Source organism: Paraburkholderia podalyriae (genome assembly GCF_014397785.1).
Classification (GTDB): Bacteria; Pseudomonadota; Gammaproteobacteria; order Burkholderiales; family Burkholderiaceae; genus Paraburkholderia; species Paraburkholderia podalyriae.
Genome location: NZ_VZQQ01000035.1, coordinates 47,612 through 72,690, shown reverse-complemented (window position 1 = coordinate 72,690; position 25,079 = coordinate 47,612). Strand labels below are relative to the sequence as shown.

Sequence of the window (25,079 nt, the reverse complement as noted above, 5' to 3'; positions counted from 1 at the left end):
CGTCCATCGGATGCGCGGCGGCCGGAATCCATTCGAGCGCGGCCTTCACGTTGGCGGGCAGGCCGCGCATCGACTTCAGCTTCGTCTTGTACGCGCTCAGCTCGGCCGGCGTCGGCAGCTTGCCGTGAACCAGCAGATAGGCGACTTCTTCAAATTCGCATGCGCTGGCGATATCGAGAATGTCGTAGCCGCGATAGTGCAGATCGTTGCCGGTCTTGCCGACCGTGCACAGCGCGGTGTTGCCCGCGGTCACGCCGGACAGCGCGACGGATTTTTTCGGCTTGAAGCCGCTTTGCGTTTCGTTGCCGCCTGTTGCGCCAGCGGCTTGCGTCGTCTCGCTCATCTTCCGCCTTCTCCTGTGTGCCGGCTCATTGCTGCCGTTTGAAAAACGCGTCGCTTATGCCGCCGACTATCCGTTAGCGCCCACTTTCGAAAAAAGTGGCGCCGCTTCTTGCGGAACAGCGCGGCCGGTGGTTTGCGCGCGGCGCAGCACCGACCAGTAATAGCGGTAGCTCGCCCGATCGTGCAGCGTGTCGCCGTGACGCGTCAGGCCCCAATGCGCGGTTTGCGCGCCCAGCAGGATTTCGGTGGCCGTCGCGATTTCTTCGTCGCGCGGCGCGAACGCGGCGACGATCGCCTCGATCTGCGCGGGGTGGATGCTCCACATGCGCGTGTAGCCGAACTCATTGCGGGCACGCTGCGCGTCGTTCGCGACCACGCGCATGTCGCGCACTTCGGTGCTGACGTTGTGCGACGGCACCTTGCCGTACGCGTGACAGGCCGCCGAAATCTCGAGCTTCGCGCGCCGCACGAGCGGATGATCGAATTGGCCCGGCGAGCGCATCGCGGTATCGGGGATCGCGCCGTCGTGCGCGGAGACGAAGTCCATCAGGCCGAAGCTCAGCGCCTCGACGCCCGGCAGCGCGGCTAGTTCGAACACGCGCGTGAGCGCGCCGTGGGTTTCGACCAGCAGTTGCACCGGCACCGGCTGCGCGATGCCGAGCTCGCGCCGCGTCGCCTCGATGAACGCGATCATTTCGGCGGCATCGTGGACGTTGCGGATTTTCGGCAGCGTGATGTAAGCGGGTGCTCGCTTTGCGGCGCGCAGGATCAGGCGTACGTCGTCGCGCCAATGCGCGTGAGCGAAGTCGTGAATGCGCACGCCGACGCGGCCGAAGCGGTCATGCTCGCTGCCCGGCAGCGATGCGACCAGTTCCGCGTGCTCGGCCTCGCGGCCGACCTGCGCGCCGTCTTCGCAATCGAGCGTGATATCGAACACCGGGCCGAGTTGCTGCTGCAACGCGAGCGACTTCAGCATCAGCTTTTCACTGCCCGCGTAGTGATCGCAGGCAGGCAGCACAGCGGGCGGCGCTTCGCCCTCAAACAGCACTTCGGCGGGTGTGAGAACGCGCATCTTCGGCGTGTGGGGCGTGATGAGGATTAGGGATGTCGGATTCGGGCGTGCTCTGCGAGCGTGCGGTCGGGCAACGGCAAAGCACGGTCGAATCAGACGCGAATGGCGATGATCGCACAGCCATTCGCACGAAAAAAACCGGAACCCGCCGCGCTGACGCTTCGGAGTTCCGGTTCATCCGCATCAGGTGCCTAGCCGAGCAGGTGCTGAACGCCTTCGCGCTCTTCCAGCAGTTCCTGCAGCGTGCCGTCCATCTTTTCGCGCGAGAACGCGTCGATTGCCAGACCTTCGACGCGCTTGTACTCGCCGTTTTCGCAGGTCACGGGCACGCCGTAGATGATGTCTTCAGGGATGCCGTACGAGCCGTCCGACGGGATGCCCATCGTGACCCACTTGCCGTTGGTGCCCAGCACCCAGTCGCGCACGTGGTCGATTGCAGCGTTAGCCGCCGATGCCGCCGACGACAGGCCGCGCGCTTCGATGATCGCCGCGCCGCGCTTGCCGACGGTCGGGATGAACGTGTTGCGGTTCCATTCGTCGTCGTTGATCAGCTTGGTCAGGTCCTGACCTTCAGCCGTTGCGACGCGGAAGTCCGGGTACATGGTCGGCGAGTGATTGCCCCACACTGCGAGCTTTTCGATCGACGCGACCGGCTTGCCCGACTTGGCGGCCAGTTGCGAAAGTGCGCGGTTGTGGTCCAGACGCAGCATCGCGGTGAAGTTCTTCTTCGGCAGATCCGGCGCCGACTTCATCGCGATGTACGCGTTCGTGTTGGCCGGGTTGCCCACCACCAGCACCTTCACGTCGCGGCTGGCGACGTCGTTCAGCGCCTTGCCCTGAACCGTGAAGATTTCGGCGTTGGCCGACAGCAGATCTTTGCGCTCCATGCCCTTCGAGCGCGGACGCGCGCCGACGAGCAATGCAATGTCGGCGTCCTTGAACGCGACCTTCGGGTCGTCCGTGATCACGACGCCCGACAGCAGCGGGAATGCGCAATCATCCAGTTCCATCACGACGCCTTTGACGGCGGCTTGCGCTTGCGGCAGATCGAGCAGTTGCAGGATCACCGGCTGGTCCTTGCCGAGCAGGTCGCCATTGGCGATGCGGAATAGCAGGGAGTAAGCGATTTGACCTGCGGCGCCAGTGACGGCAACGCGCTTTGCGGGCTTAGCCATTGAGAAATCTCCAGGACGATGCGTTAGACGCTAGGGAAAACGCCATTCTATATGCGCGTTCAGCGAAGCGTAGTGAAACACGGCGGAATTCACTGTTCGCGCGCGGGCTCGGAATATGCCGAGACCGGACGGCGCGCTTCGGCAAGACCGCCGTGCCGGAAACCTGTACTGCCGAGCGGGACCGGATGGCCGAAGCACACGCCGCGGCCGGGGCCGCGACTGCACGGTGCGGGCTCCTGCAAACAGCGCGTTTCGGCAAGCGTCTGGCCAGCGGGTGCAACACGGATACGGCGCGCGACTGCAACGGATGGCGGCGAATCGAAACCTGAACTGCGTAGGGGAGGGCATGGTGCAGAGTGGCTGCCGGAGCGTTGCGGCGTTGCATCAAACAGCCGCCGCAAAAACCCGCAAACCCTTGCTCGACAAGGAGTGTAGGAGTCGAAACTGACAAAGTCAACAGTATCTTATGTCTTATATAAGACATATCTATCCCGGGAAAAACCCTAGACGTGCCCCAGCCCTTTATGATGAAATGCGCGCATGAATTCGAACCCGGCGAATCCTGCGAACCCGAATGGCCAAGGGGCCGCGGGCGAAGGTGTATCCGCTGTTTCTCCTGCTGCGTCGCCGACCTTCAGCCCCCTATATCAACAGATCAAGGGCTTGATTACGCAGAGCCTCGAAAGCGGCGAATGGAAGCCGGGCGAGATCATTCCTAGTGAAGTCGAACTGGCCGCGCGTTTCAAGGTAAGCCAGGGCACCGTGCGCAAGGCGATCGATGAACTGGCCGCGGACAACCTGCTGGTGCGCCGCCAGGGCAAAGGCACGTTCGTTGCGACGCACAACGAAGAGCGCGCGCAATTCCGCTTCCTGAGACTGCTTGCCGACGACGGCGCCGAGCATCCGCACGTGAGCCGTCTGCTCGAATGCCGACGGCTGCGCGCGTCGGCGGAAATCGCGCGGCAACTCGATCTGAAGCCCGCCGATCCGGTCGTGCTGATCAAGCGTTTGCTGCAGTTCGACGGCGAAGTCACCGTGCTCGACGAGATCTGGCTGCCCGGCGCGGTGTTCCGCGGGCTCACGCTTGAGCGGCTGTCGGAGTACCAGGGGCCTCTCTACGCGATGTTCGAGACGGAATTCGGCACCCGCATGATTCGCGCGACGGAGAAAATCCGCGCGGTCGCGGCGGAGCCTTCCGTGGCGGAATTGCTGCATGTGCCGGGGGGGTTTCCGTTGCTCTCGGTCGAGCGCGTGTCCTATACCTATGGGGACCGGCCGGTCGAAGTCCGGCGAGGTTGGTATGTCACAACCGGGTATTACTATCAGAACGAGCTGAGCTGAATCGGGCTGAAACGAGGCGCGGCGTCCCACACGCGTGCCTATCGGAAGGCGCTTTCATTGCGCGCGCGGCAAAGGACCCAGCGTGGTTTTCGCTGCAGCGCGTTATAAAAAGGCGCTAAAATTGCGGATTAGTGTGACTACATAGTAGGGGTCTAGCATGGCAGAAGCCGTAAAAAAACCGAGGCCGGAATTCCGGAACATCGGTATTGGGCAAATACTGACGGCATACCGTCTCCCGCTGGCGGGGCGCGTGTCGATTCTGCACCGCGTGAGCGGTAGCTTGTTGTTTATCTTTCTTCCGTTCCTGCTGTTCCTCTTCGATCAGAGCCTGACTTCCGAACTGAGCTTCGAAGTTTTCAAGGGCTTCCTCTCCAATATCATCGTCAAGCTGATCACGCTCGTTCTCGCGTGGGCTTTCCTGTTCCACTTCTGCGCCGGTGTCCGTCATCTCGTGATGGATACGAATCATGATGCCGTGTCGAAAGAGAAGGGTAAATCGACCTCCATCGTGGTAATCGTCGTGTCGTCGCTGCTCACCATCGCATTCGCCGCAAAACTGTTCGGAGCATTCTAAAAAATGGCAGCCAATAACCGAATCGGTTCCAAGCGTCTCGTCGTCGGCGCGCATTACGGTCTGCGCGACTGGCTCGCGCAACGCATCACCGCCTGCGTGATGGCGGTCTACACCGTGATTCTGCTCGCCTGGTTCTTCCTCGCGCGCGACTTCTCGTACGACGGCTGGGCGTCGATCTTCGCGACGCAGTGGATGAAGCTCGCCACGTTCGTCACGCTTCTCTCGCTGTTCTACCACGCGTGGGTGGGTATGCGCGACATCTGGATGGATTACGTGAAGCCCGTTGGCACGCGTCTCGTCCTGCAGGCGCTGACGATCCTCTGGCTGCTCGCATGTGCGGGCTACGCTGCGCAGATTCTCTGGAGAGTATAAAAGCATGGTTGCAATCAAGAATTCTCTGCCGCGTCGCCGCTTCGACGTGGTCATCGTCGGCGCGGGCGGCTCGGGGATGCGCGCGTCGCTGCAACTCGCGCGCGCCGGTCTGTCGGTATGCGTGCTGTCCAAGGTGTTCCCGACGCGTTCGCACACGGTCGCTGCCCAGGGCGGCATCGGCGCTTCGCTCGGCAACATGAGCGAAGACAACTGGCACTACCACTTCTACGACACGATCAAGGGCTCCGACTGGCTCGGCGACCAGGACGCAATCGAGTTCATGTGCCGTGAAGCACCGAACGCCGTCTACGAACTCGAACACTTCGGCATGCCGTTCGACCGTAACGCCGACGGCACGATCTATCAGCGCCCGTTCGGCGGCCACACCGCGAACTACGGCGAAAAGCCGGTGCAACGCGCTTGCGCGGCGGCTGACCGCACGGGTCACGCGCTGCTGCACACGCTGTACCAGCAGAACGTTGCCGCCAAGACGCAATTCTTCGTCGAATGGATGGCGCTGGACCTGATCCGCGACGCCGACGGCGACGTGCTCGGCGTGACCGCGCTGGAAATGGAAACCGGCGACGTCTACATCCTCGAAGGCAAGACCACGCTGTTCGCCACGGGCGGCGCGGGCCGGATCTTCGCGGCATCGACCAACGCGTTCATCAACACCGGTGACGGCCTCGGCATGGCGGCCCGTTCTGGCATCGCGCTGCAGGACATGGAATTCTGGCAATTCCACCCGACCGGCGTAGCCGGCGCGGGCGTGCTGATCACCGAAGGCGTGCGCGGCGAAGGCGGTATTCTGCGTAACTCGAACGGCGAGCGCTTCATGGAACGCTACGCGCCGACGCTGAAGGACCTGGCGCCGCGCGACTTCGTTTCGCGTTCGATGGACCAGGAAATCAAGGAAGGCCGCGGCGTGGGTCCGAACAAGGATCACGTGCTGCTCGACCTGTCGCACATCGGCGCCGAGACCATCATGAAGCGTCTGCCGTCGATCCGCGAAATCGCGCTGAAGTTCGCGAACGTCGACTGTATCAAGGAGCCGATCCCGGTCGTGCCGACCATCCACTACCAGATGGGCGGTATCCCGACGAACATCAACGGCCAGGTCGTCGGTACGCCGCGCGGCCCCGAAGAAGTCGTCAACGGTTTCTACGCAGTGGGCGAATGCTCGTGCGTATCGGTGCACGGTGCGAACCGTCTCGGCACGAACTCACTGCTCGACCTCGTGGTGTTCGGCCGCGCTGCCGGCAACCACATCGTCAAGCACGTGAAGGAACTGAAAGAGCACAAGCCGCTGCCGGCCGATGCAGCCGACTTCGCGCTGTCGCGTCTGGCGAAGCTCGATAATTCGTCGTCGGGCGAGTACGCGCAGTCGGTCGCCAACGACATCCGCGGCACGATGCAGAAGCACGCTGGCGTGTTCCGTACGTCGGCTCTGCTGGCCGAAGGCGTCGAAGCCATCCGCGAAGTGGCCGCACGCGTCGACAACATCCATCTGAAGGACAAGTCGAAGGTCTTCAACACGGCCCGTATCGAAGCGCTTGAAGTGGCGAACCTGATCGAAGTGGCGCGCGCCACGATGGTCTCGGCCGAAGCGCGCAAGGAAAGCCGTGGCGCGCACGCGCAAGACGACTTCGAACATCGCGACGACGAAAACTGGCTGCGCCATACGTTGTGGTTCAGCGAAGGCGATCGCCTCGACTACAAGCCGGTTCACATGAAGCCGCTGACCGTCGAATCGGTTCCGCCGAAAGCGCGTACCTTCTAAGGCACAAGTCAAAGGAATTCAGAGAAATGGCCAAGCGTACATTTGAAATTTACCGCTACGATCCGGACAAGGACGCCGCACCGCGCATGCAAACGTATGAGATCGAAATCGACTCGCACGAACGCATGCTGCTCGACGCGCTGATCAAGTTGAAGGCGCTCGACGAAACCTTGTCATTCCGTCGCTCGTGCCGCGAAGGCGTGTGCGGTTCGGACGCAATGAACATCAACGGCAAGAACGGCCTCGCGTGCCTGACGAACCTGAACGACCTGCCGCAGAAGATCGTGCTGCGTCCGCTGCCGGGCCTGCCCGTCGTGCGTGACCTGATCTGCGACTTCACGCAGTTCTTCAACCAGTATCACTCGATCAAGCCGTACCTGATCAACGACACGCCGCCGCCCGAAAAGGAACGTCTGCAGTCGCCGGAAGAACGCGACGAGCTCGACGGCCTGTACGAATGTATCCTGTGCGCGAGCTGTTCGACGTCGTGCCCGAGCTTCTGGTGGAACCCGGACAAGTTCGTCGGCCCGGCTGGTTTGCTGCAGGCCTACCGCTTCATCGCGGACAGCCGCGACCAGGCAACCGGCGAGCGTCTCGACAACCTGGAAGACCCGTACCGTCTGTTCCGTTGCCACACCATCATGAACTGCGTCGACGTTTGCCCGAAGGGCCTGAACCCGACCAAGGCAATCGGCAAGATCAAGGAATTGATGGTTCGCCGCGCTGTCTAGTATCAATGAGCCCCGCGCTCGCTGGCGCGCGCTGCCCCCGAGAGGGCGGTCAGTGCGGCTGGACGCGGCGCGGAGCGTACCGCCATGACCGAAACATCACATCAGTCCGACCCTCTCCGCCGCGCGCGTCTTCGCTGGCGCGCACGTCGGGGCCTGCTGGAAAACGACCTGATTTTCGAACGTTTTTTCAGCCGATATGAGCATGACCTCAGCGATGCCGACGTGGGCGCGCTCACGCGCCTGCTCGAGCTGAGCGATAACGACCTGATGGACTTGCTGCTCGCGCGCAAGGAACCAGAAGGCGATCTGGCCGACCCGGACGTGGTCCGGGTTCTGGAGTTGCTGCGCAACGCTTGAGCGCCGCCAGTCCGTTGTTCCCAGGTGTGCAATTATCGAAACCCTGTATCCATACTTCGATTGAGGATGTGCTATGACCCCGTCAGATGTTAAAGCCACGCTATCGTTCAGCGACAATTCGCCGAGCGTCGAAATGCCGATTTACAAGGGCACGATTGGCCCGGATGTCATCGACATCCGCAAGCTGTACGGCCAGACCGGCAAATTCACGTACGACCCGGGCTTCATGTCGACGGCGGCGTGCAATTCGGCGATCACCTACATCGACGGCGACAAGGGCGAACTGCTCTACCGCGGCTACGCGATCGACAACCTCGCGCAAAACGCCGACTTCCTCGAAACCTGCTACCTGCTGCTGAACGGCGAGTTGCCGAACGAGAAGCAAAAGACCGAATTCGTCGGCACCGTCACGAAGCACACGATGGTGCACGAGCAGATGCAGTTCTTCTTCCGCGGCTTCCGTCGCGACGCGCACCCGATGGCGATTCTGGTTGCCGCGGTCGGCGCGCTGTCGGCCTTCTACCACGACTCGCTCGACATCAATAATCCGCGTCACCGCGAAGTGTCGGCGATCCGCATGATCGCGAAGCTGCCCACGCTGGTCGCGATGGCGTACAAGTACAGCATCGGCCAGCCGTTCGTGTACCCGAAGAACGATCTGTCGTACAGCGCGAACTTCATGCGCATGATGTTCTCGAACCCGTGCGAAGAGTACGCGGTCAACGACGTGCTGGTGCGCGCGCTCGACCGCATCCTGATCCTGCACGCGGATCACGAGCAGAACGCGTCGACGTCGACCGTGCGTCTCGCCGGCTCGTCGGGGGCGAATCCGTTCGCGTGTATCGCGGCGGGTATCGCGTGTCTGTGGGGCCCGGCGCACGGCGGTGCGAACGAAGCCGCGCTGAACATGTTGGAAGAAATCGGCTCCGTCGACAACATTCCTGAGTTCATCAAGCAGGTGAAGGACAAGAACTCGGGCGTGAAGCTGATGGGCTTCGGCCACCGCGTGTACAAGAACTACGACCCGCGCGCGAAGCTGATGCGCGAAACCTGCTACGAAGTGCTCGAGGAGCTGGGTCTGCACGACGACCCGCTGTTCAAGCTGGCAATGGAACTCGAAAAGATCGCGCTCGAAGACGAATACTTCGTGTCGCGCAAGCTGTACCCGAACGTCGACTTCTACTCGGGTATCGTGCAGCGCGCGCTGGGCATTCCGACGTCGATGTTCACGTGTATCTTCGCGATGGCACGTACGGTCGGTTGGATTGCGCAGTGGAACGAAATGATCGCCGATCCCGAACAGAAGATTGGCCGTCCGCGTCAGCTGTTCATCGGCGATACGCTGCGTGAAGCGAAGCCGATCGCACAGCGCTAATCGCTGACCGGCGTCGATAGGCGCGCTTCGTCGCGGCATTTGTGCGGCGCAGGAGCGCGAAATCGGAGCGAATGGAACGCCTCAACGGGTCTACCCGGTGGGGCGTTTTTGTTTCTGCGGCCGCTGTGGGTCGCGTACGCGGCGCATTGACGTCGCTGCGGTTCACGCTTGCCGGGTAACGTCGATACAGGTATGGCCACTACCAGCCAACCCCATGTTTTTTATCGGTTTTTTCGCCGTCTGAGCAGCCCATCGCAGTGCGTCGCGTGGCATAATCAATTGACACAGTCAGCCCGCAGTCCAGTCATTACTACCCCGCATACCATGGCACAGACTCTCTACGACAAATTGTGGAACACGCACGTGGTCCACACGGAAGACGACGGCACCACGATTCTCTACATCGACCGTCACCTGCTGCATGAAGTGACCAGCCCGCAGGCGTTCGAAGGCCTGAAGATGGCCGGGCGTCCGGTGTGGCGCATCAGCGCGAACCTGGCCGTGTCCGACCACAACGTGCCGACCACGGACCGCAGCCACGGCATCGCCGACCCGGTGTCGAAGCTGCAGGTCGACACGCTCGACACGAACTGCGACGCCTACGGCATCACGCAGTTCAAGATGAACGACCTTCGTCAGGGCATCGTCCACATCATCGGGCCGGAACAGGGCGCTACGCTGCCGGGTATGACGATCGTCTGCGGCGACTCGCACACGTCCACGCACGGCGCGTTCGGCGCGCTTGCGCACGGCATCGGCACGTCGGAAGTCGAGCACGTGCTGGCTACGCAAACGCTGCTGCAGAAGAAGAGCAAGAACATGCTCGTGAAGGTCGAGGGCCAACTGCCGCGCGGCTGTACCGCGAAGGACATCGTGCTCGCGATCATCGGCAAGATCGGCACGGCGGGCGGCACCGGCTACGCGATCGAATTCGGCGGCTCGACGATCCGTTCGCTGTCGATGGAAGGCCGTATGACGGTTTGCAACATGGCGATCGAAGCGGGCGCGCGCGCCGGCATGGTCGCCGTCGACGACACCACGGTCGAATACCTGAAGGGTCGTCCGTTCTCGCCGCAAGGCGTCGAGTGGGATCACGCGGTCGAGTACTGGAAGCAGTTCAAGTCGGACGACGCCGCGTATTTCGACCGCGTGGTCGAGCTGAACGCGGCCGAAATCGTGCCCCAGGTCACGTGGGGCACGTCGCCGGAAATGGTCACGCCGGTCGACGGCCGCGTGCCGGACCCGGAGCGCGAGAAGGACCCGGTCAAGCGCAACGCGATGGAGCGCGCGCTCAAGTACATGGCGCTCGAGCCGAATGCGCCGATCGAATCGATCAAGCCGGATAAAATCTTCATCGGGTCGTGCACCAACGCGCGCATCGAAGACATTCGCGCCGCGGCTTACGTCGTGAAGAAGCTCGGCCGCCGCGTCGCGCCGAACATCCGTCTGGCGATGGTCGTGCCGGGTTCGGGTCTCGTGAAGGCGCAGGCGGAGCGTGAAGGTCTCGATAAGGTCTTTACCGACGCCGGTTTCGAATGGCGCGAGCCGGGCTGCTCGATGTGTCTCGCGATGAACGCCGACCGGCTCGAGCCGGGCGAGCGCTGCGCGTCCACGTCGAACCGGAACTTCGAAGGCCGTCAGGGCGCTGGTGGCCGCACGCACCTGGTGAGCCCCGCAATGGCTGCGGCTGCAGCCATCGAAGGGCATTTCGTCGATATTCGCAAGCTTGGATAAATCGCATGATGAAGAACATGAATCGCATCGCTGTATTGCGCCGCTTCGCACTCGGCACGCTCGCCGGGCTCCTGCTCGGTCTTGCCGGCTGCAACACGGTGCACGGATTCGGCGAGGACATGTCGCACCTCGGCAATTCGATCAGCAATCACGCTGAGAAATAAGCGGTTTTTGATTTTTGCCGGCGATGCGGCGCGGGGATTTTCAGCCGCCAGTCGCATCGCCCGGTCCTGAACAGGCGCAAACGTCATGGATAAATTCACCGTACATACCGGCGTCGTCGCGCCGCTCGATCGCGAGAACGTCGACACCGACGCGATCATTCCGAAACAGTTCCTGAAATCGATCAAACGCACGGGCTTCGGTCCGAACGCGTTCGACGAATGGCGCTATCTCGACCACGGCGAGCCGGGGCAGGACAACTCGAAGCGTCCGTTGAACCCGGACTTCGTACTGAACCAGTCGCGCTACCAAGGCGCCTCGGTACTGCTCGCGCGCAAGAATTTCGGCTGCGGCAGTTCGCGCGAACACGCGCCTTGGGCGTTGCAGCAGTACGGCTTTCGCGCGCTGATCGCGCCGAGCTTCGCGGACATCTTTTACAACAACTGCTTCAAGAACGGCGTGCTGCCGATCGTGCTGACCGAACAGCAGGTCGATCATCTGTTCAACGAAACGTATGCATTCAACGGCTTCAAGCTGACGATCGACCTCGAAGCGCAAGTCGTGCGCACGGCCGACGGCGGCACCGAATATCCGTTCGATGTCGCAGGGTTCCGAAAGTACTGTCTGCTGAACGGTTTCGACGACATCGGCCTCACGCTGCGTCACGCGGACAAGATCCGCCAGTTCGAAGCGGAGCGTCTCGCGAAGCAACCGTGGCTGAACAATCGCCTCGTCGGTTAAGCGAACCCGTGGCGGCGTAGGGGCCTGAAGTCCGCGCCGCCCACGTCGGTTTGCGCCAGAAAGACTCCAAAAATCATCAAGGAATTCGCATGAAGATCGCAGTGTTGCCGGGCGACGGCATCGGTCCCGAAATCGTCAAGGAGGCCGTCAAGGTCTTGAACGTGCTTGGCGAGAAGTTCGAACTCGAAGAAGCGCCGGTCGGCGGCGCGGGCTACGAAGCGAAGGGCCACCCGCTGCCCGACTCGACGCTCGCGCTCGCGAAAGACGCCGACGCGATCCTGTTCGGCGCGGTCGGCGACTGGAAGTACGACAAGCTCGAACGCGCGCTGCGCCCTGAGCAGGCGATTCTCGGTCTGCGCAAGCACCTCGAACTCTTCGCGAACTTCCGTCCGGCGATCTGCTACCCGCAACTGACGGGCGCGTCGTCGCTGAAGGAAGAGATCGTTTCGGGTCTCGACATCCTGATCGTGCGCGAACTGAACGGCGACATCTACTTCGGCGCGCCGCGCGGCGTGCGTACGTCGCCGGACGGCCTGTTCGCCGGCGCGAAGGAAGGCTTCGATACGATGCGCTATTCGGAACCCGAAGTGCGCCGCATCGCGCACGTCGCGTTTCAGGCGGCGCAAAAGCGCGGCAAGAAGCTGACCTCGGTCGACAAAGCGAACGTGCTCGAAACGTCGCAGTTCTGGAAGGACGTGATGATCGACGTGTCGAAGGAATACGCGGACGTCGAGCTGTCGCACATGTACGTCGACAACGCCGCGATGCAGCTCGTGAAGGCGCCGAAGTCGTTCGACGTGATCGTGACCGGCAACATGTTCGGCGATATCCTGTCGGACGAGGCGGCCATGTTGACCGGCTCGATCGGCATGCTGCCGTCGGCATCGCTCGACAAGAACAACAAGGGCTTGTATGAGCCGTCGCACGGTTCCGCTCCGGATATCGCCGGCAAGGGCGTGGCGAATCCGCTCGCCACGATCCTCTCGGCTGCGATGATGCTGCGCTATTCGCTGAACAAGGCGGAGCAGGCCGATCGCATCGAAACCGCGGTGAAGAAGGTGCTCGAGCAAGGCTATCGTACCGGCGACATTCTCACGCCGGGTTGCAAGCAGGTCGGCACCGCCGCGATGGGCGATGCCGTCGTGGCCGCGCTGTAAAACGCATGCGGTAGTCAGGTCATCGATACTGGCATTTAAAACGCGAATCGGCCTTAAAAACAGGCCGATTCGTGCGTCATACGGCGAAGAACGCCGCCAGTTTTCCGTTTTCGTGTATATTGTTGTGATGGCTCAGATCCCCCAAATCTCCTCGATTTCCAAACTGCACGGCACAACGGCCCGTGTGATCGAGTTCGCCATTACCATCAAAACCATTACCCCGAAAACGATCACGAAGCGCTGATCGTCCGTCGTGCCCGCCCATCTTCCCCGCGCGGTCACTGCGGGCAAAGATGCGGGGAAGTTTCCATTCGAAGGGTATGAAGTCATGAACGTAGGTCTCGTAGGTTGGCGCGGCATGGTCGGCAGCGTCCTGATGCAACGCATGCAGCAGGAAGGCGATTTCGACTTGATCGAACCGGTGTTTTTCAGCACCAGCAACGCGGGCGGCAACGCGCCGTCGTTCGCCAAAAACGAGACCAAGCTCAAAGATGCGACAAGCATCGAAGACCTGAAGAAGTGCGACGCGATCATTTCCTGCCAGGGCGGTGACTACACGAACGAAGTGTTCCCGAAGCTGCGCGCGGCGGGCTGGAACGGCTACTGGATCGACGCGGCATCGTCGCTGCGCATGAAGGACGACGCGGTCATCATCCTCGATCCGGTCAACCTCGACGTGATCAAGAACGCGCTAGTCAAAGGCCAGAAGAACTTCATCGGCGGCAACTGCACGGTCAGCCTGATGCTGATGGCGTTGGGAGGCCTGTTCCGCGAGAACCTCGTCGACTGGATGACGGCCATGACTTATCAGGCCGCATCGGGCGCGGGCGCGCAGAACATGCGCGAACTGCTGTCGCAAATGGGCACGCTGCACGGCGCGGTGAAGGACGAACTCGCGAATCCGGCGTCGGCGATTCTCGACATCGACCGCCGCGTGCTGAACGCGATGAACAGCGATAGCATGCCGACCGACCACTTTGGCGTGCCGCTCGCTGGTTCGCTGATTCCGTGGATCGACAAGGATCTCGGCAACGGCATGTCGAAGGAAGAGTGGAAGGGCGGCGCGGAAACCAACAAGATTCTCGGCAAGCCGGCCATGGGCACGCCGGGCTCGATTCCCGTCGACGGTTTGTGCGTGCGGATCGGCGCTATGCGCTGCCACTCGCAGGCGCTCACGATCAAGCTGAACAAGGACGTGCCGCTCGACGAAGTGAACAGCATCCTCGCGTCGGGCAACGACTGGGTCAAGGTCGTGCCGAACGAACGCGAAGCGTCGATGCGCGATCTGTCCCCGGCGGTCGTCACCGGTACGCTGACGGTGCCGGTCGGCCGCGTGCGCAAGCTCGCAATGGGCGGCGAATATCTGTCGGCCTTCACGGTCGGCGATCAGCTGCTTTGGGGCGCGGCTGAACCGCTGCGTCGTATGCTTCGCATTGTCCTCGACAAGTAAAGTAAACTACGCGCTCACGACGCGTAGACAACTCAAGAAGCGTCGCGCTTGCGCGGCGCTTTTTTCATTTTGTGCTCCGATCATCTTGTCTCTTTCCACTCGCAAAAAAGGCTGCGCGCTGACGCGCCAGGAGTCCCGATGAACTTTCGACGCTCCTCTCTTCGGGCTATGTCCATTCGTCACGATAAGGTGCGATTCGGGAGCCGCCCGGCGGCGATAACCGCGGCTGCCGCTTTCGCTCTCGCGCTGCTCGGCGTTGGCGCGGGTAATGCGGTTGCCGCACCCGCTGGCGCCACGATCGCGCCGGATGCCGCTTCGGCTGTCGTGGCTGTCGCCGCGGGCACTCAATACACGGTACACGCAGGGCAGTCGCTGAACGACGTCGCGATCGCTGTCACGCTGTCGCATGACCGGGCGGTACTCGCGCGCGCGACGCGGGCATTGTTCGACACGAATCCGGCCGCGTTCATGAATCACGATCCGAGCCGGATGCGTGTAGGGGCGGTGTTGATCGTGCCGGCGCTCGATGCGTCGGGCGCCTTGGCGGCTTCGTCGGGTGGGGCTGCGGCGGGGGCGTCGGAGTCCTCGGCGGCGGCGCCCGCTTCCGCGCCGATGGCCGCACCGGCCGCGGCTGCCGCCAGCACGGCGAGTGCTGTCGCACAGGTCAACGCCGCCACCGCGAGTGCGGCCAGCGCCGCGGCTCCAGCGGCGACGCCAGCCGCACCCGCGGTCTCCGGCGCGGCGGCGGGTGGCGGGCTCTCATCCGCGCCTGCCGGACAAGCGCCGTCGGCGGCGAGCGCGACTGCACCGGCGACCACAGCCGCGCGGGCGGCTTCGCAGCCGCATCCGAAGGTGTCGAGTCTGCAGCAATTGCTGGCGCTGAAAAATCGCGTGCTGATGGAGTTGCAGAAGCACGGTATCGGCGGGGCGCCGGTCGCTTCGAGCCCCGCGCCGACGAGCGCTGCGCAGCCGGCAGCGCCAGGCTCCGCGGCGGCCGCCACCGTGGTGCCGGAGCACGCGAATGTGGCGATGTCGCCGTCGGATGAGGGCGGCATGTCTCAGCGCGAGCTGAGCATCGCGGCAGCGGTGGGCGCGGCACTGGTCGTTCTGCTCGCTGCTCTGCGTATGAGTCGACGCAAGCGCGAAAAGGAGGCCGCCGCGCGAGCTGCCGAGGCAGTTGATGCCGAAAGGACGAGATCGGCGCGTGAGGCCGATTCGCGCGATGGCAGCGCGGTGGCGGGGCATCCGGTCACGGAAGGATCGGATGCGCGAGATCAGGAGGTCGCACGGCAGGCTGCTGCGGCGGCAGCGGCAGAGCGTGCGGCTGCGGAAAGCGCGGCAGCCGAGCGGGCAGCGGCAGAAAGCGCGGCAGCGGCAGAAGAGGCAGCGGAGCGCGCTGCGGCGGAACGCGTGGCGGCGGAACGTGCAGCAGCCGAGCAAGCCGCAGCGGAACAGGCGGGAGCGGAACAGGCAGCAGCAGAACACGCGGCAGCAGAACACGCGGCAGCGGAGCAAGCTGCAGCGGAACGCATCGCAGCCGAGCGCGCGGCTGCGGAACTGGCGGCACAGCAAGGAGGTACGCCTGAACCCGCCGCACCGACGGCCCCACTCGCCAGCATCCCGCTATCCACCGGTAGCGAGCCATCTGCCGAATCACGGGCAGTCGCACCGGCTCACGACGAGACCCTGCGCTCCGCGGCCACAGCCGCGAACCTCGCGGCCGCGGCAGAACTCGGCGCCGACGCGTTGCCGCTGGGACCGCTCGAACCGGTCATCGGCGGGACCGAGGACGAGGGCGCGCATCGTCCGAAATGGGACGACGAATCCACAGAAAGCCCGACGGATAAAACGACAGGCACCCCCGCAACCCCGACCCCAAGCCCGACAGAAACGCCCTCGGTCGCACCGCACATTGCGACGGCCGAACCGCAGCCCCCGTTAGACGTTCCACCTCCAGTGATCGATTTCACGCAACATCAGATCGAACCGCGCACCACCACGGCGTTCGCTCAGCCGTTCAGCGACATCCCCGTGCCGGCGCAACCCGCGCCGTCCACTCCGACTGATTTTCCGCGCGACGCCGTCGACGCGTTCGGTAGCCTGAACATGCCGCTGCCGCCACGCATAGAAGCGCCCACCGCCGGCGAGACGGAGCGTCCCACCTCGCTGTCGACGCAACCGGTTGCATCGCCCGACACGACCGCGCAGCAGAGCATCGGCGTCCACGGCGCGGACGACGACGCCCCGCACATTGCCGACCAGATCGCCGCTGGCACAGCAGGCCACGGCGCCGTCGCGGGCCTCGGCGCGGCTGGCTTCGGCGCGCTGAAGCTCGACTTCGACCTCGAGTTGCCGCCGAGCCCGGCCCAGCCGTTGCCGGCCTTCACGGCGGCCGATCTCGGCCGCATCGCGCGCAACAAGCTGGAGTTGGCCTCCGAGTACATCGAGCTCGGTGATCTGGCGGGCGCTCGCGCGCTCATCAACGAAGTGATCGAAGCGAACGATCCAGCCACGCGCAACGAAGCCCGCGCGTTGCTTTCGACTCTCGCACCGCTGTCGTGAGGCGCATTGCATTAGGCGTCCAGTACGACGGTGCGGCGTTCGCCGGATGGCAGTCGCAGCCGCACGGCAACACGGTGCAGGACGAACTCGAACGGGCGCTGCGCGAATTCACGCGCACGCCCGTGCAGACGATCGTGGCCGGCCGCACCGACCGAGGTGTGCACGGCTTGGGCCAGGTCGTGCATTTCGACACCGAACTCGATCGCATCGACATCTCCTGGGTGCGCGGCCCGAACGCGTTCCTGCCGAAGACGATCGGCGTGCAATGGGCCAGGCCGATGCCCGATGATTTTCACGCGCGGTTTTCGGCGTTCGAGCGGACCTATTACTACGTGCTGTACGTAAATCCGGTACGCTCGCCGATGCTCACGACGCGCGCCGGTTGGGTGCACACGCCGCTCGACGTCGACGCGATGCGCTCGGCGGCCAAGCACCTGATCGGCGAGCACGACTTTTCGGCGTTTCGTTCGTCGCAATGCCAGTCGAAGACGCCGTTCAAACACCTGTACCAGATCGACGTCAAACGGCAAGGTAACTTCGTGCATTTCCGCTTTCGCGCGAACGCCTTCCTGCATCACATGGTGCGCAATGTGATGGGCTGTCTGATCGAAATCGGCAGCGGCCGCCGCCCGGCCGCGTGGATGGCCGACGTGCTCGCGAGCCGCAGCCGCGATTGCGCGGCGCCGACCTTCATGCCCGACGGCTTGTATCTCGCGCAAGTGGGCTATCCTGAGCAATTCGGCGTGCCCGACTCGGCAACGGGCAGCGTGCCGTGGAGCAGCGTATGGACCGAGCAACCAGAAACATGAAAGCAGCAGAGAACCCCGCCAACCAGGCCGATACCACCGCCGTGCAAAGCGTGCCGCACCGCACGCGTATCAAGTTATGCGGACTTTCGAGACCCCCCGACATCGCCCACGCGATCGACCTCGGGGCCGACGCGATCGGCCTCGTGTTCTATCCGCCGAGCGCGCGCTCGGTGAACGTCGCGCAAGCGGTCGAGCTCGTGCACGACGTGCCGCCATTCGTGTCGGTCGTCGGTCTGTTCGTCAACGCGACGCCGGAATGGGTCCACGAAGTCGCGAGCAACGTGAACCTGACGCTGTTGCAGTTCCACGGCGACGAGACGCCGGAGCAATGCGAGACGCTCGCCGGCGTTGCGGGTTTGCCTTGGTTGCGCGCATTGAGGGTAGCGGCGGATACTCGATCGGCCGATTTGGTAAAATCGGCGCTCAACTATGCGGCAGCCAGTGCTCTTCTGTTCGACACCCATGTCGAAGGCTATGGCGGCGGCGGGAAGGTTTTCGATTGGTCACTTATTCCAGCAGGGCTCGGGCATCGGGCCGTTTTGAGTGGTGGGTTGAACGCGCAAAACGTCAGTGATGCGATCCATTGCGTGCGCCCGTACGCGGTCGATGTCTCGAGCGGCATCGAAGTACCGGGCGCCCGGGGCGTGAAGGATCACGCCCGGATGGCGGCGTTCGTACGCGCGGTGCGCGCCGCGGACGCTGAATGATTCAGGCTCGCGGGCACTTTCCGATGAAAGCCGCGAGCCATCCTGAGAAGAGTGATCACATGTACAACTTGCCTGACGAAAGAGGCCACTTTGGCCAGTTTGGCGGCGTCTTCGTCGCTGAAACGCTGTTTTCCGCGCTCGACGAGCTGCGTGAAGCGTACGAGAAATCTCAGAAAGACCCGGAATTCATCGCCGAGTACGAGCGCGAACTGAAGTATTTCGTCGGTCGCCCGTCCCCGATTTATCACGCGAAGCGCTGGAGCGAATTGCTAGGTGGCGCGCAGGTCTATCTGAAGCGTGAAGATTTGAATCACACCGGCGCGCACAAGATCAACAATGTGATCGGCCAGGCGTTGCTCGCCAGGCGCATGGGCAAGCCGCGCGTGATCGCCGAAACCGGTGCCGGTCAGCACGGCGTGGCCACGGCGACGATCTGTGCGCGCTTCGGTATGGAGTGCGTGGTCTACATGGGCGTCGAGGACGTGCGCCGCCAGGCCGCCAACGTGTACCGCATGAAACTGCTCGGCGCGACGGTCGTGCCGGTCGAATCGGGTTCGCGCACGCTGAAGGACGCGCTGAACGAAGCGATGCGCGACTGGGTCACCAACGTTGAAAACACCTTCTACATCATCGGCACGGTTGCGGGTCCGCATCCGTATCCGATGATGGTGCGAGACTTCCAGCGTGTGATCGGCGACGAATGCCGCGTGCAGATGCCCGAACTCGCCGGTCGCCAGCCGGATGCCGTGATTGCATGTGTCGGCGGTGGTTCGAATGCGATGGGTATCTTTTATCCGTACATCGAAGATAGTTCGGTGCAGTTGATCGGCGTGGAAGCCGCCGGCGACGGCATCGAAACCGGTCGTCACGCGGCATCGCTGATCGGCGGTAGTCCCGGTGTCTTGCACGGCAACCGTACGTATCTATTGCAGGATGAAGACGGGCAGATCATCGAAACGCACTCGGTGTCGGCAGGTCTGGACTATCCGGGTGTCGGGCCCGAGCACGCGTGGCTAAAAGAGAGCAATCGTGCGCAATATGTCGGCATCACTGACGAAGAGGCGCTAAAGGCGTTCCACGATTGCTGCCACATCGAGGGCATTATCCCTGCGTTGGAGTCGAGCCACGCGCTCGCTTACGCTACGAAGCTCGCGCCGAGCTTGTCGAAAGACAAGATTCTGCTGGTCAACCTGTCGGGCCGCGGCGACAAGGACATGCACACGGTCGCCGAGCGATCGGGTATTCAGTTCTGAGCCGGGACGATGCGCGACGAGTTCGACGAGCCGCAGCCGGCGATTGAAACCGCGAATCCGGCCGCCGAGGTACCGGCGGCCGCGGCATCTGCACCGCTGCTGGCGCAGGTGCCGGCCGATATCCAGCTATTGAACCGCGATTTTCTGACCGATATAGCGAACATTCCCGACGGGTCGATCGACCTGATCGTCTGTGATCCGCCTTATGGGCTGGGGAAGGACTATGGCAACGACTCGGACATGCGCACCGGCGAGGAATTTCTCGTCTGGACGCGCGGTTGGCTTGAGCTCGCTGTACCGAAGCTCAAGCCGACCGGTTCGCTCTATATTTTCTGCACGTGGCAGTACGCGCCGGAAATCTTCAGTTTCCTGAAGACGAAACTTACGATGGTCAACGAGATCATCTGGGACCGGCGCGTGCCGAGTATGGGCGGCACCACGCGCCGCTTCACGTCGGTGCACGATAACATCGGCTTTTTCGCGGTGTCGAAGGACTATTTCTTCGATCTGGACCCCGTCCGCATCCCGTACGATGCAGTCACGAAGAAGGCGCGTTCGCGTAAGTTGTTTGAAGGAAGCAAGTGGTTGGAGCTTGGCTATAATCCGAAGGATGTCTGGTCGGTCTCGCGTCTGCATCGGCAACATTCCGAGCGCGTCGCGCACCCGACGCAGAAACCTCTGGAAATCGTCGAGCGGATGGTGCTGTCTAGCTGTCCGAAGGGCGGCCGCGTGCTCGACCCGTTCATGGGCAGCGGCACCACCGCAGTCGCTTGCGTCCGTCACCAGCGCGAATTCGTCGGCTATGAGATCAACGAGAGCTATTGCGCGATAGCGCGCGAGCGCGTCAGCGCCGCCGCTACGCCTGCTGCGCCGCGTCGGACCCGAGCTAAGCCGAAAGTGCAGTCGTCGACCGAAATGCAGTGAAAAGCGCGAAAAGCGCAGCTATTTCGCTGAAACGCGCGCTGAGATGAGTGCGCAGCAGCCCTAATTCGAGAATACTTCCATGTCCCGTATCAAGAACACGTTTGCCGCGCTGTCCGCCCAAGGTAAGAAAGGCTTGATTCCGTTCATGACCGCTGGCGACCCGGACCCGGCTCGTACGGTCGAATTCATGCATGCGCTCGCCGCCGGCGGCGCGGATGTGATCGAACTTGGCGTGCCGTTTTCGGACCCGATGGCCGACGGTCCGGTGATCCAGCAGTCGTCCGAGCGCGCGCTCGCGAAAGGCGTGTCGCTGCGCCATGTGCTGGCCGACGTCAAACGCTTCCGCGAAACCGACGACACTACACCGGTCGTCCTGATGGGCTATGCGAATCCGATCGAGAGGATGGGCGCCGAGGCCTTCGCTAAAGCCGCGAAGGAAGCCGGTGTCGATGGCGTATTGGTCGTCGATTATCCGCCTGAGGAATGCGCTGACTTCGCCGGACAGATGCAATCTGCCGGTATCGATCCGATCTTTCTGCTCGCACCGACTTCGACCGAAGAACGTATCGCCGAAGTCGGCAGGATCGCCAGCGGCTACGTCTACTATGTGTCGCTGAAAGGGGTCACCGGCGCCGCAAATCTGGACGTTTCCAGCATCGCGAGTAAAATCCCGGCGATCAAGTCGCGCGTCCCCCTGCCGGTGGGCGTCGGTTTCGGCATTCGCGACGCGCAAACCGCGCGGGCGGTGGGCGAGGTGGCCGATGCCGTCGTGATCGGCAGCCGTATCGTTCAATTGCTCGAACAGGCAGCGCCCGACGCGGCTGCAGAGACGCTCACGCGTTTCGTTGCCGAAGTGCGCGAGGCGCTCGATAGCGTCGCGACTGCCCGATAACAGTTATTTTTGTCGCGGTAACGTGAGCGGCGGGCTCGTCCCGCCGTTCGCGCGACTGCTGACCCAGAAGGATTCAATATGAGCTGGCTCGATAAGCTGCTGCCGCCAAAAATCAAACAAACCGACCCGAAAAACCGCAAGGGAATTCCGGAAGGCCTGTGGATCAAGTGTCCGTCGTGTGAAGCCGTGCTGTATCGCAACGACGTCGAGGCCAATCTGCATGTTTGCCCCAAGTGCGACCATCACATGCGCATCGGCGCGCGTGAGCGGCTCGACGGCCTGCTCGATCCGGAAGGCCGCTACGAAATCGGCCAGGAAATCGTTCCGGTCGACGCGCTGAAGTTCAAAGACAGCCGCAAGTATCCCGAGCGCCTGAAAGAGGCGATGGACGACACCGACGAGACCGACGCAATGGTCGTGATGGGCGGCGCGATTCACACGCTGCCGGTCGTCGTCGCGAACTTCGAGTTCTCGTTCATGGGCGGTTCGATGGGTTCGGTGGTCGGCGAGCGTTTCGCGCGCGGCGCGCAGAACGCGCTCGAACAGAAAGTGCCGTTCATCTGCTTTACCGCATCGGGCGGCGCGCGGATGCAGGAAAGCCTGTTGTCGCTGATGCAGATGGCGAAGACCACCGCGATGCTGACGAAGCTGGCCGAAGCCAAGCTGCCGTTCATCTCGGTGCTGACCGACCCGACGATGGGCGGCGTGTCCGCGAGTTTCGCGTTCCTCGGTGACGTCGTGATCGCCGAGCCGAAGGCGCTGATCGGCTTTGCCGGTCCGCGCGTGATCGAACAGACCGTGCGCGAGAAGCTGCCGGAAGGCTTCCAGCGCGCCGAGTTCCTGCTGCAGAAGGGCGCGATCGACATGATCGTCGATCGTCGCAAGCTGCGCGAAGAGATCGCGCAATTGCTGGCACTGCTGAGCCATCAGCCGGCGGACGCGGTCGCATAAAAGCCGGGCAGCACCGCCTTCGCCGCTGTTTCACCGCCGTGTCGAACGCGCGGTGGCGGCCAAACAAGCAATCAAAAAATAGCGCGCCGCGTGAGCAATCAAGCGGCGCGCTGTCATTTCCGGGATAATTACGGTCGCCTGCGATGCGGCGGCAGTCGAAACCGAAGCAGGTGCGGCTCAAGGTGCGGGTTTGTGCGCATAAACCGCGCGACGGCTGCCGACCAACTGTCGGACGGTCCGCAACCGCAACCGCTTGCCAGGCTGGCACCACGTGCAGCACGGCAGAACCGAACCACCGCGACTCACTCAAGATTCACCCGATGACGACATTCCCCACCCTCGACGCGTGGCTCACGCACCTTGAATCCGCGCATCCGGTCGGCATCGACATGGGTTTGGGCCGCATCTCCCAGGTGCGCGATGCGATGCGGCTGTCGTTCGCCTGCCCGATCATCACGGTCGGCGGTACGAATGGCAAAGGCTCGACCTGCGCGATTATCGAAGCGATCCTGCTGCGCGCGGGCTACACGGTCGGCTGCCATACGTCGCCGCATCTGCTGTCGTTCAACGAGCGCGCGCGCATCAACGGCGCAATGGCAAGCGACGCGGATCTGCTGCCGCACTTCGAAGCCGTCGAAGCCGCGCGCCTGAGCCTCGCGAAACCGGTTACGCTGACTTACTTCGAATTCACGACGCTCGCGATCATGAGCCTGTTCGCGTCGCGCGGCCTCGACGCGGTGATTTTCGAAGTCGGCCTCGGCGGCCGTCTCGACGCGGTCAATATCCTCGATACCGATTGCGCGATCATCACGAGCATCGATATTGATCACACCGACTATCTCGGCGACACGCGCGAAAAAATCGCGTTTGAAAAAGCCGGCATTTTCCGCCCCGGCAAGCCTGCAATCTGTGCGGACCCCGTGCCACCGCAATCGCTGATCGATCATGCGGAAAAGATCGACGCGCAATTGTGGCTATTCGGCCGCGATTTCCGTTACGAAGGCCAGGCCGGCAGCGAGCGCCAGCAGTGGAGCTATGTCGGCCCAACGCTGCGGCGCTCGGCGCTCGCCTATCCGTCGCTGCGCGGCGCGAATCAGCTGATCAACACGTCGGCGGCGCTGGCCGGGCTTGAAGCATTGCGCGATCGTCTGCCGGTGTCGGCGCAGGACATCCGGCTCGGCATCGCCAACGTGGACCTGCCGGGCCGTTTCCAGGTGCTGCCGGGCAAGCCGTCCGTCGTGCTCGATGTCGGCCACAACCCGCATGCAGCCGCGGTGCTCGGGCAGAATCTCGGCAATATGGGCTTTTTCCCATACACGTACGCGGTGTTCGGCGCGATGCGCGACAAGGACATCGCCGGCGTGCTCAATCATCTGAAAGGCGAGATCGATCACTGGTGCGTGACCGATCTACCGACTCCGCGCGCCGCGTCCGCGCAAGAGCTGGAAACCGTTTTGCGCGAGCTGGGTGTGGAAGACAGCGCCGACAGCAGCGTCACGCGTTACCCGACACCGGCACAGGCTTTCCAGGACGCGCTAAAACGTGCGTCAGAGAATGATAGAATTGTCGTTTTCGGCAGTTTCTATACGGTAGCGGGCGTGATGGCCTACCGGAAATCGCAGCAACACTGAGCGGGCGCCAGGCTCGAACCAAGCGATTCATGGGAATTTTCTCGTTCGGCAAGAAAGACGACGCGCCCAGCCGGCGTGGCGCAAACAGCAGTTCCAATCGGCCTGCCCGGGGTGAGCGCGTCGAGCGGCGCACCCGCCGCACCGAGCGCAACGTCGATGCAGATGCAATGCTGCTCGACCCCACGCTGCCCGAAAAGCAGCGCGCGCGGCGCCGGCTCGTCGGCGCGATCGCACTGGTCGTCGCGGCGGTGATCATCCTGCCGATGGTGCTGGATTCGCACCCCAAGCCTGTCACCGACGACATCTCCATCGACATTCCGAGCCGGCCCACGCCGAGACTCGCCAAATCCACCGCCAACGAAGACGTGCAAGCCGACGTCGCGCCGGACAATCCGTCGGCCGCCGACACGGGCGTCGCCGCGTCCAGCCTCGCGCCGGCAACGCCCCCGGCGACTACGGCGGCGGCCTCGGCGTCCGCCGCGAAGCCAACGCAGTCCACTCAATCCACCGCAGCGAAACAGGCGACGACCCCGTCCCCTGCAAACGGCACCCTTGGCGCCGCGACGCCGAAATCCGCCACGAAGCCGGCAACCCAGTCGCTCGCGGCCAACACCGCGCCCACTGCCTCGACCAAACAGACGAAGCCAGCCGCCGCGACCCCGTCGGCGTCGACCGACGACGACACGAATACGGCCGCGACCAGCGCCAACGCGAATTCCGGCGCGCCGGCCTCGCCACCGGGCAACCGTTTCGCGGTGCAGCTCGGCGCCTTCGCCAACGAAGCGAACGCGCGCAATTGGGCCGCCAAGTTGAAAGCGGCGGGCGTACCCACATATATCGAGCATAGGAAGCAAGCCGACGGTTCGACGCTGACATTGCTGCGCGCCGGGCCGTTCGCCGACCGCGCCGCGGCCACCGCCGCTGTCGCAAAGGTCCGCGAGGCAGGCCTCGTGTCGGGGTCTAACAGCGGCAACGCACAGTAAGCGA

Annotated in this window: 25 protein-coding genes; 22 read left to right on the top strand and 3 right to left on the bottom strand. The window is 63.2% G+C overall.

The window, feature by feature from the left end:
- The 3 genes from F6X42_RS29420 to F6X42_RS29410 all read right to left on the bottom strand — a co-directional run.
- Positions 1-343 (bottom strand): citrate/2-methylcitrate synthase (locus F6X42_RS29420; RefSeq protein ID WP_281394054.1); only part of this gene is annotated, 343 nt, incomplete at its 3' end.
- A 66-nt stretch (positions 344-409) separates the two neighbouring features.
- Positions 410-1,414, bottom strand: a complete 1,005-nt coding sequence (locus F6X42_RS29415; protein WP_187637556.1) for an HpcH/HpaI aldolase/citrate lyase family protein — start codon at positions 1,412-1,414, stop codon at positions 410-412.
- A gap of 191 nt (positions 1,415-1,605) precedes the next feature.
- Complete coding sequence (locus F6X42_RS29410; RefSeq protein WP_187637555.1) at positions 1,606-2,589, bottom strand: malate dehydrogenase; 984 nt, start codon at positions 2,587-2,589, stop codon at positions 1,606-1,608.
- 540 nt (positions 2,590-3,129) lie between these two features.
- On the opposite strand from F6X42_RS29410, the gene F6X42_RS29405 reads away from it, so the two are divergent.
- From F6X42_RS29405 to F6X42_RS29300, 22 genes are all read left to right on the top strand, one after another.
- On the top strand, positions 3,130-3,930 hold the full coding sequence (locus F6X42_RS29405; protein WP_187637554.1) for a GntR family transcriptional regulator: 801 nt from the start codon (positions 3,130-3,132) through the stop codon (positions 3,928-3,930).
- 157 nt (positions 3,931-4,087) lie between these two features.
- On the top strand, positions 4,088-4,504 hold the full coding sequence (gene sdhC, locus F6X42_RS29400; RefSeq protein ID WP_187637553.1) for a succinate dehydrogenase, cytochrome b556 subunit: 417 nt from the start codon (positions 4,088-4,090) through the stop codon (positions 4,502-4,504).
- Between the two features lie 3 nt (positions 4,505-4,507).
- The gene (sdhD, locus tag F6X42_RS29395; protein ID WP_187637552.1) at positions 4,508-4,876 is read left to right on the top strand and encodes a succinate dehydrogenase, hydrophobic membrane anchor protein; all 369 of its coding nucleotides are present in this window, start codon (positions 4,508-4,510) and stop codon (positions 4,874-4,876) included.
- Between the two features lie 4 nt (positions 4,877-4,880).
- The gene (gene sdhA / locus F6X42_RS29390) at positions 4,881-6,656 is read left to right on the top strand and encodes a succinate dehydrogenase flavoprotein subunit (RefSeq protein ID WP_187637551.1); all 1,776 of its coding nucleotides are present in this window, start codon (positions 4,881-4,883) and stop codon (positions 6,654-6,656) included.
- Positions 6,657-6,682: 26 nt separating this feature from the next.
- Positions 6,683-7,387 (top strand): succinate dehydrogenase iron-sulfur subunit, encoded by a 705-nt coding sequence (locus F6X42_RS29385; protein ID WP_184004350.1) that lies wholly within the window; start codon positions 6,683-6,685, stop codon positions 7,385-7,387.
- Positions 7,388-7,471: 84 nt separating this feature from the next.
- The gene (locus F6X42_RS29380; RefSeq protein ID WP_018424116.1) at positions 7,472-7,744 is read left to right on the top strand and encodes an FAD assembly factor SdhE; all 273 of its coding nucleotides are present in this window, start codon (positions 7,472-7,474) and stop codon (positions 7,742-7,744) included.
- Positions 7,745-7,817: 73 nt separating this feature from the next.
- The gene (gltA, locus tag F6X42_RS29375) at positions 7,818-9,119 is read left to right on the top strand and encodes a citrate synthase (protein WP_187637550.1); all 1,302 of its coding nucleotides are present in this window, start codon (positions 7,818-7,820) and stop codon (positions 9,117-9,119) included.
- A gap of 324 nt (positions 9,120-9,443) precedes the next feature.
- Positions 9,444-10,853 (top strand): 3-isopropylmalate dehydratase large subunit, encoded by a 1,410-nt coding sequence (gene leuC, locus F6X42_RS29370; RefSeq protein ID WP_187637549.1) that lies wholly within the window; start codon positions 9,444-9,446, stop codon positions 10,851-10,853.
- A gap of 5 nt (positions 10,854-10,858) precedes the next feature.
- Positions 10,859-11,017: an entericidin A/B family lipoprotein gene (locus F6X42_RS29365; RefSeq protein ID WP_187637548.1), complete on the top strand. Its 159-nt coding sequence runs from the start codon at positions 10,859-10,861 to the stop codon at positions 11,015-11,017.
- 85 nt (positions 11,018-11,102) lie between these two features.
- A complete protein-coding gene (gene leuD / locus F6X42_RS29360) occupies positions 11,103-11,756 on the top strand; it encodes a 3-isopropylmalate dehydratase small subunit (RefSeq protein WP_187637547.1) in 654 nt (217 codons plus the stop codon).
- Between the two features lie 89 nt (positions 11,757-11,845).
- The gene (leuB, locus tag F6X42_RS29355) at positions 11,846-12,913 is read left to right on the top strand and encodes a 3-isopropylmalate dehydrogenase (protein WP_187637546.1); all 1,068 of its coding nucleotides are present in this window, start codon (positions 11,846-11,848) and stop codon (positions 12,911-12,913) included.
- Complete coding sequence (locus tag F6X42_RS29350) at positions 12,891-13,157, top strand: hypothetical protein (protein ID WP_187637558.1); 267 nt, start codon at positions 12,891-12,893, stop codon at positions 13,155-13,157. Before leuB ends, F6X42_RS29350 begins: the two co-directional genes overlap by 23 nt.
- An 84-nt stretch (positions 13,158-13,241) precedes the next feature.
- Positions 13,242-14,363 carry an aspartate-semialdehyde dehydrogenase gene (gene asd, locus F6X42_RS29345; RefSeq protein ID WP_187637545.1) on the top strand — a complete coding sequence of 374 codons (1,122 nt, stop codon included), beginning with the start codon at positions 13,242-13,244 and terminating at the stop codon, positions 14,361-14,363.
- 138 nt (positions 14,364-14,501) lie between these two features.
- Positions 14,502-16,925, top strand: coding sequence for a FimV C-terminal domain-containing protein (locus F6X42_RS29340; RefSeq protein WP_187637544.1), 2,424 nt, complete (start codon positions 14,502-14,504; stop codon positions 16,923-16,925).
- Positions 16,922-17,734, top strand: coding sequence for a tRNA pseudouridine(38-40) synthase TruA (gene truA / locus F6X42_RS29335; RefSeq protein WP_187637543.1), 813 nt, complete (start codon positions 16,922-16,924; stop codon positions 17,732-17,734). The genes F6X42_RS29340 and truA overlap by 4 nt, the downstream gene beginning before the upstream one ends.
- On the top strand, positions 17,731-18,441 hold the full coding sequence (locus F6X42_RS29330) for a phosphoribosylanthranilate isomerase (RefSeq protein ID WP_187637542.1): 711 nt from the start codon (positions 17,731-17,733) through the stop codon (positions 18,439-18,441). The genes truA and F6X42_RS29330 overlap by 4 nt, the downstream gene beginning before the upstream one ends.
- A gap of 59 nt (positions 18,442-18,500) precedes the next feature.
- A complete protein-coding gene (trpB, locus tag F6X42_RS29325; protein ID WP_187637541.1) occupies positions 18,501-19,694 on the top strand; it encodes a tryptophan synthase subunit beta in 1,194 nt (397 codons plus the stop codon).
- A 9-nt stretch (positions 19,695-19,703) separates the two neighbouring features.
- The gene (locus F6X42_RS29320) at positions 19,704-20,618 is read left to right on the top strand and encodes a DNA-methyltransferase (RefSeq protein ID WP_187637540.1); all 915 of its coding nucleotides are present in this window, start codon (positions 19,704-19,706) and stop codon (positions 20,616-20,618) included.
- Between the two features lie 79 nt (positions 20,619-20,697).
- Positions 20,698-21,510, top strand: a complete 813-nt coding sequence (gene trpA, locus F6X42_RS29315) for a tryptophan synthase subunit alpha (protein WP_187637539.1) — start codon at positions 20,698-20,700, stop codon at positions 21,508-21,510.
- A 78-nt stretch (positions 21,511-21,588) separates the two neighbouring features.
- Positions 21,589-22,461 carry an acetyl-CoA carboxylase, carboxyltransferase subunit beta gene (gene accD, locus F6X42_RS29310; protein ID WP_187637538.1) on the top strand — a complete coding sequence of 291 codons (873 nt, stop codon included), beginning with the start codon at positions 21,589-21,591 and terminating at the stop codon, positions 22,459-22,461.
- A 320-nt stretch (positions 22,462-22,781) separates the two neighbouring features.
- Complete coding sequence (gene folC / locus F6X42_RS29305) at positions 22,782-24,092, top strand: bifunctional tetrahydrofolate synthase/dihydrofolate synthase (RefSeq protein ID WP_187637537.1); 1,311 nt, start codon at positions 22,782-22,784, stop codon at positions 24,090-24,092.
- Between the two features lie 29 nt (positions 24,093-24,121).
- The gene (locus tag F6X42_RS29300; protein WP_187637536.1) at positions 24,122-25,075 is read left to right on the top strand and encodes an SPOR domain-containing protein; all 954 of its coding nucleotides are present in this window, start codon (positions 24,122-24,124) and stop codon (positions 25,073-25,075) included.
- The last annotated feature ends 4 nt before the right edge of the window (positions 25,076-25,079 follow it).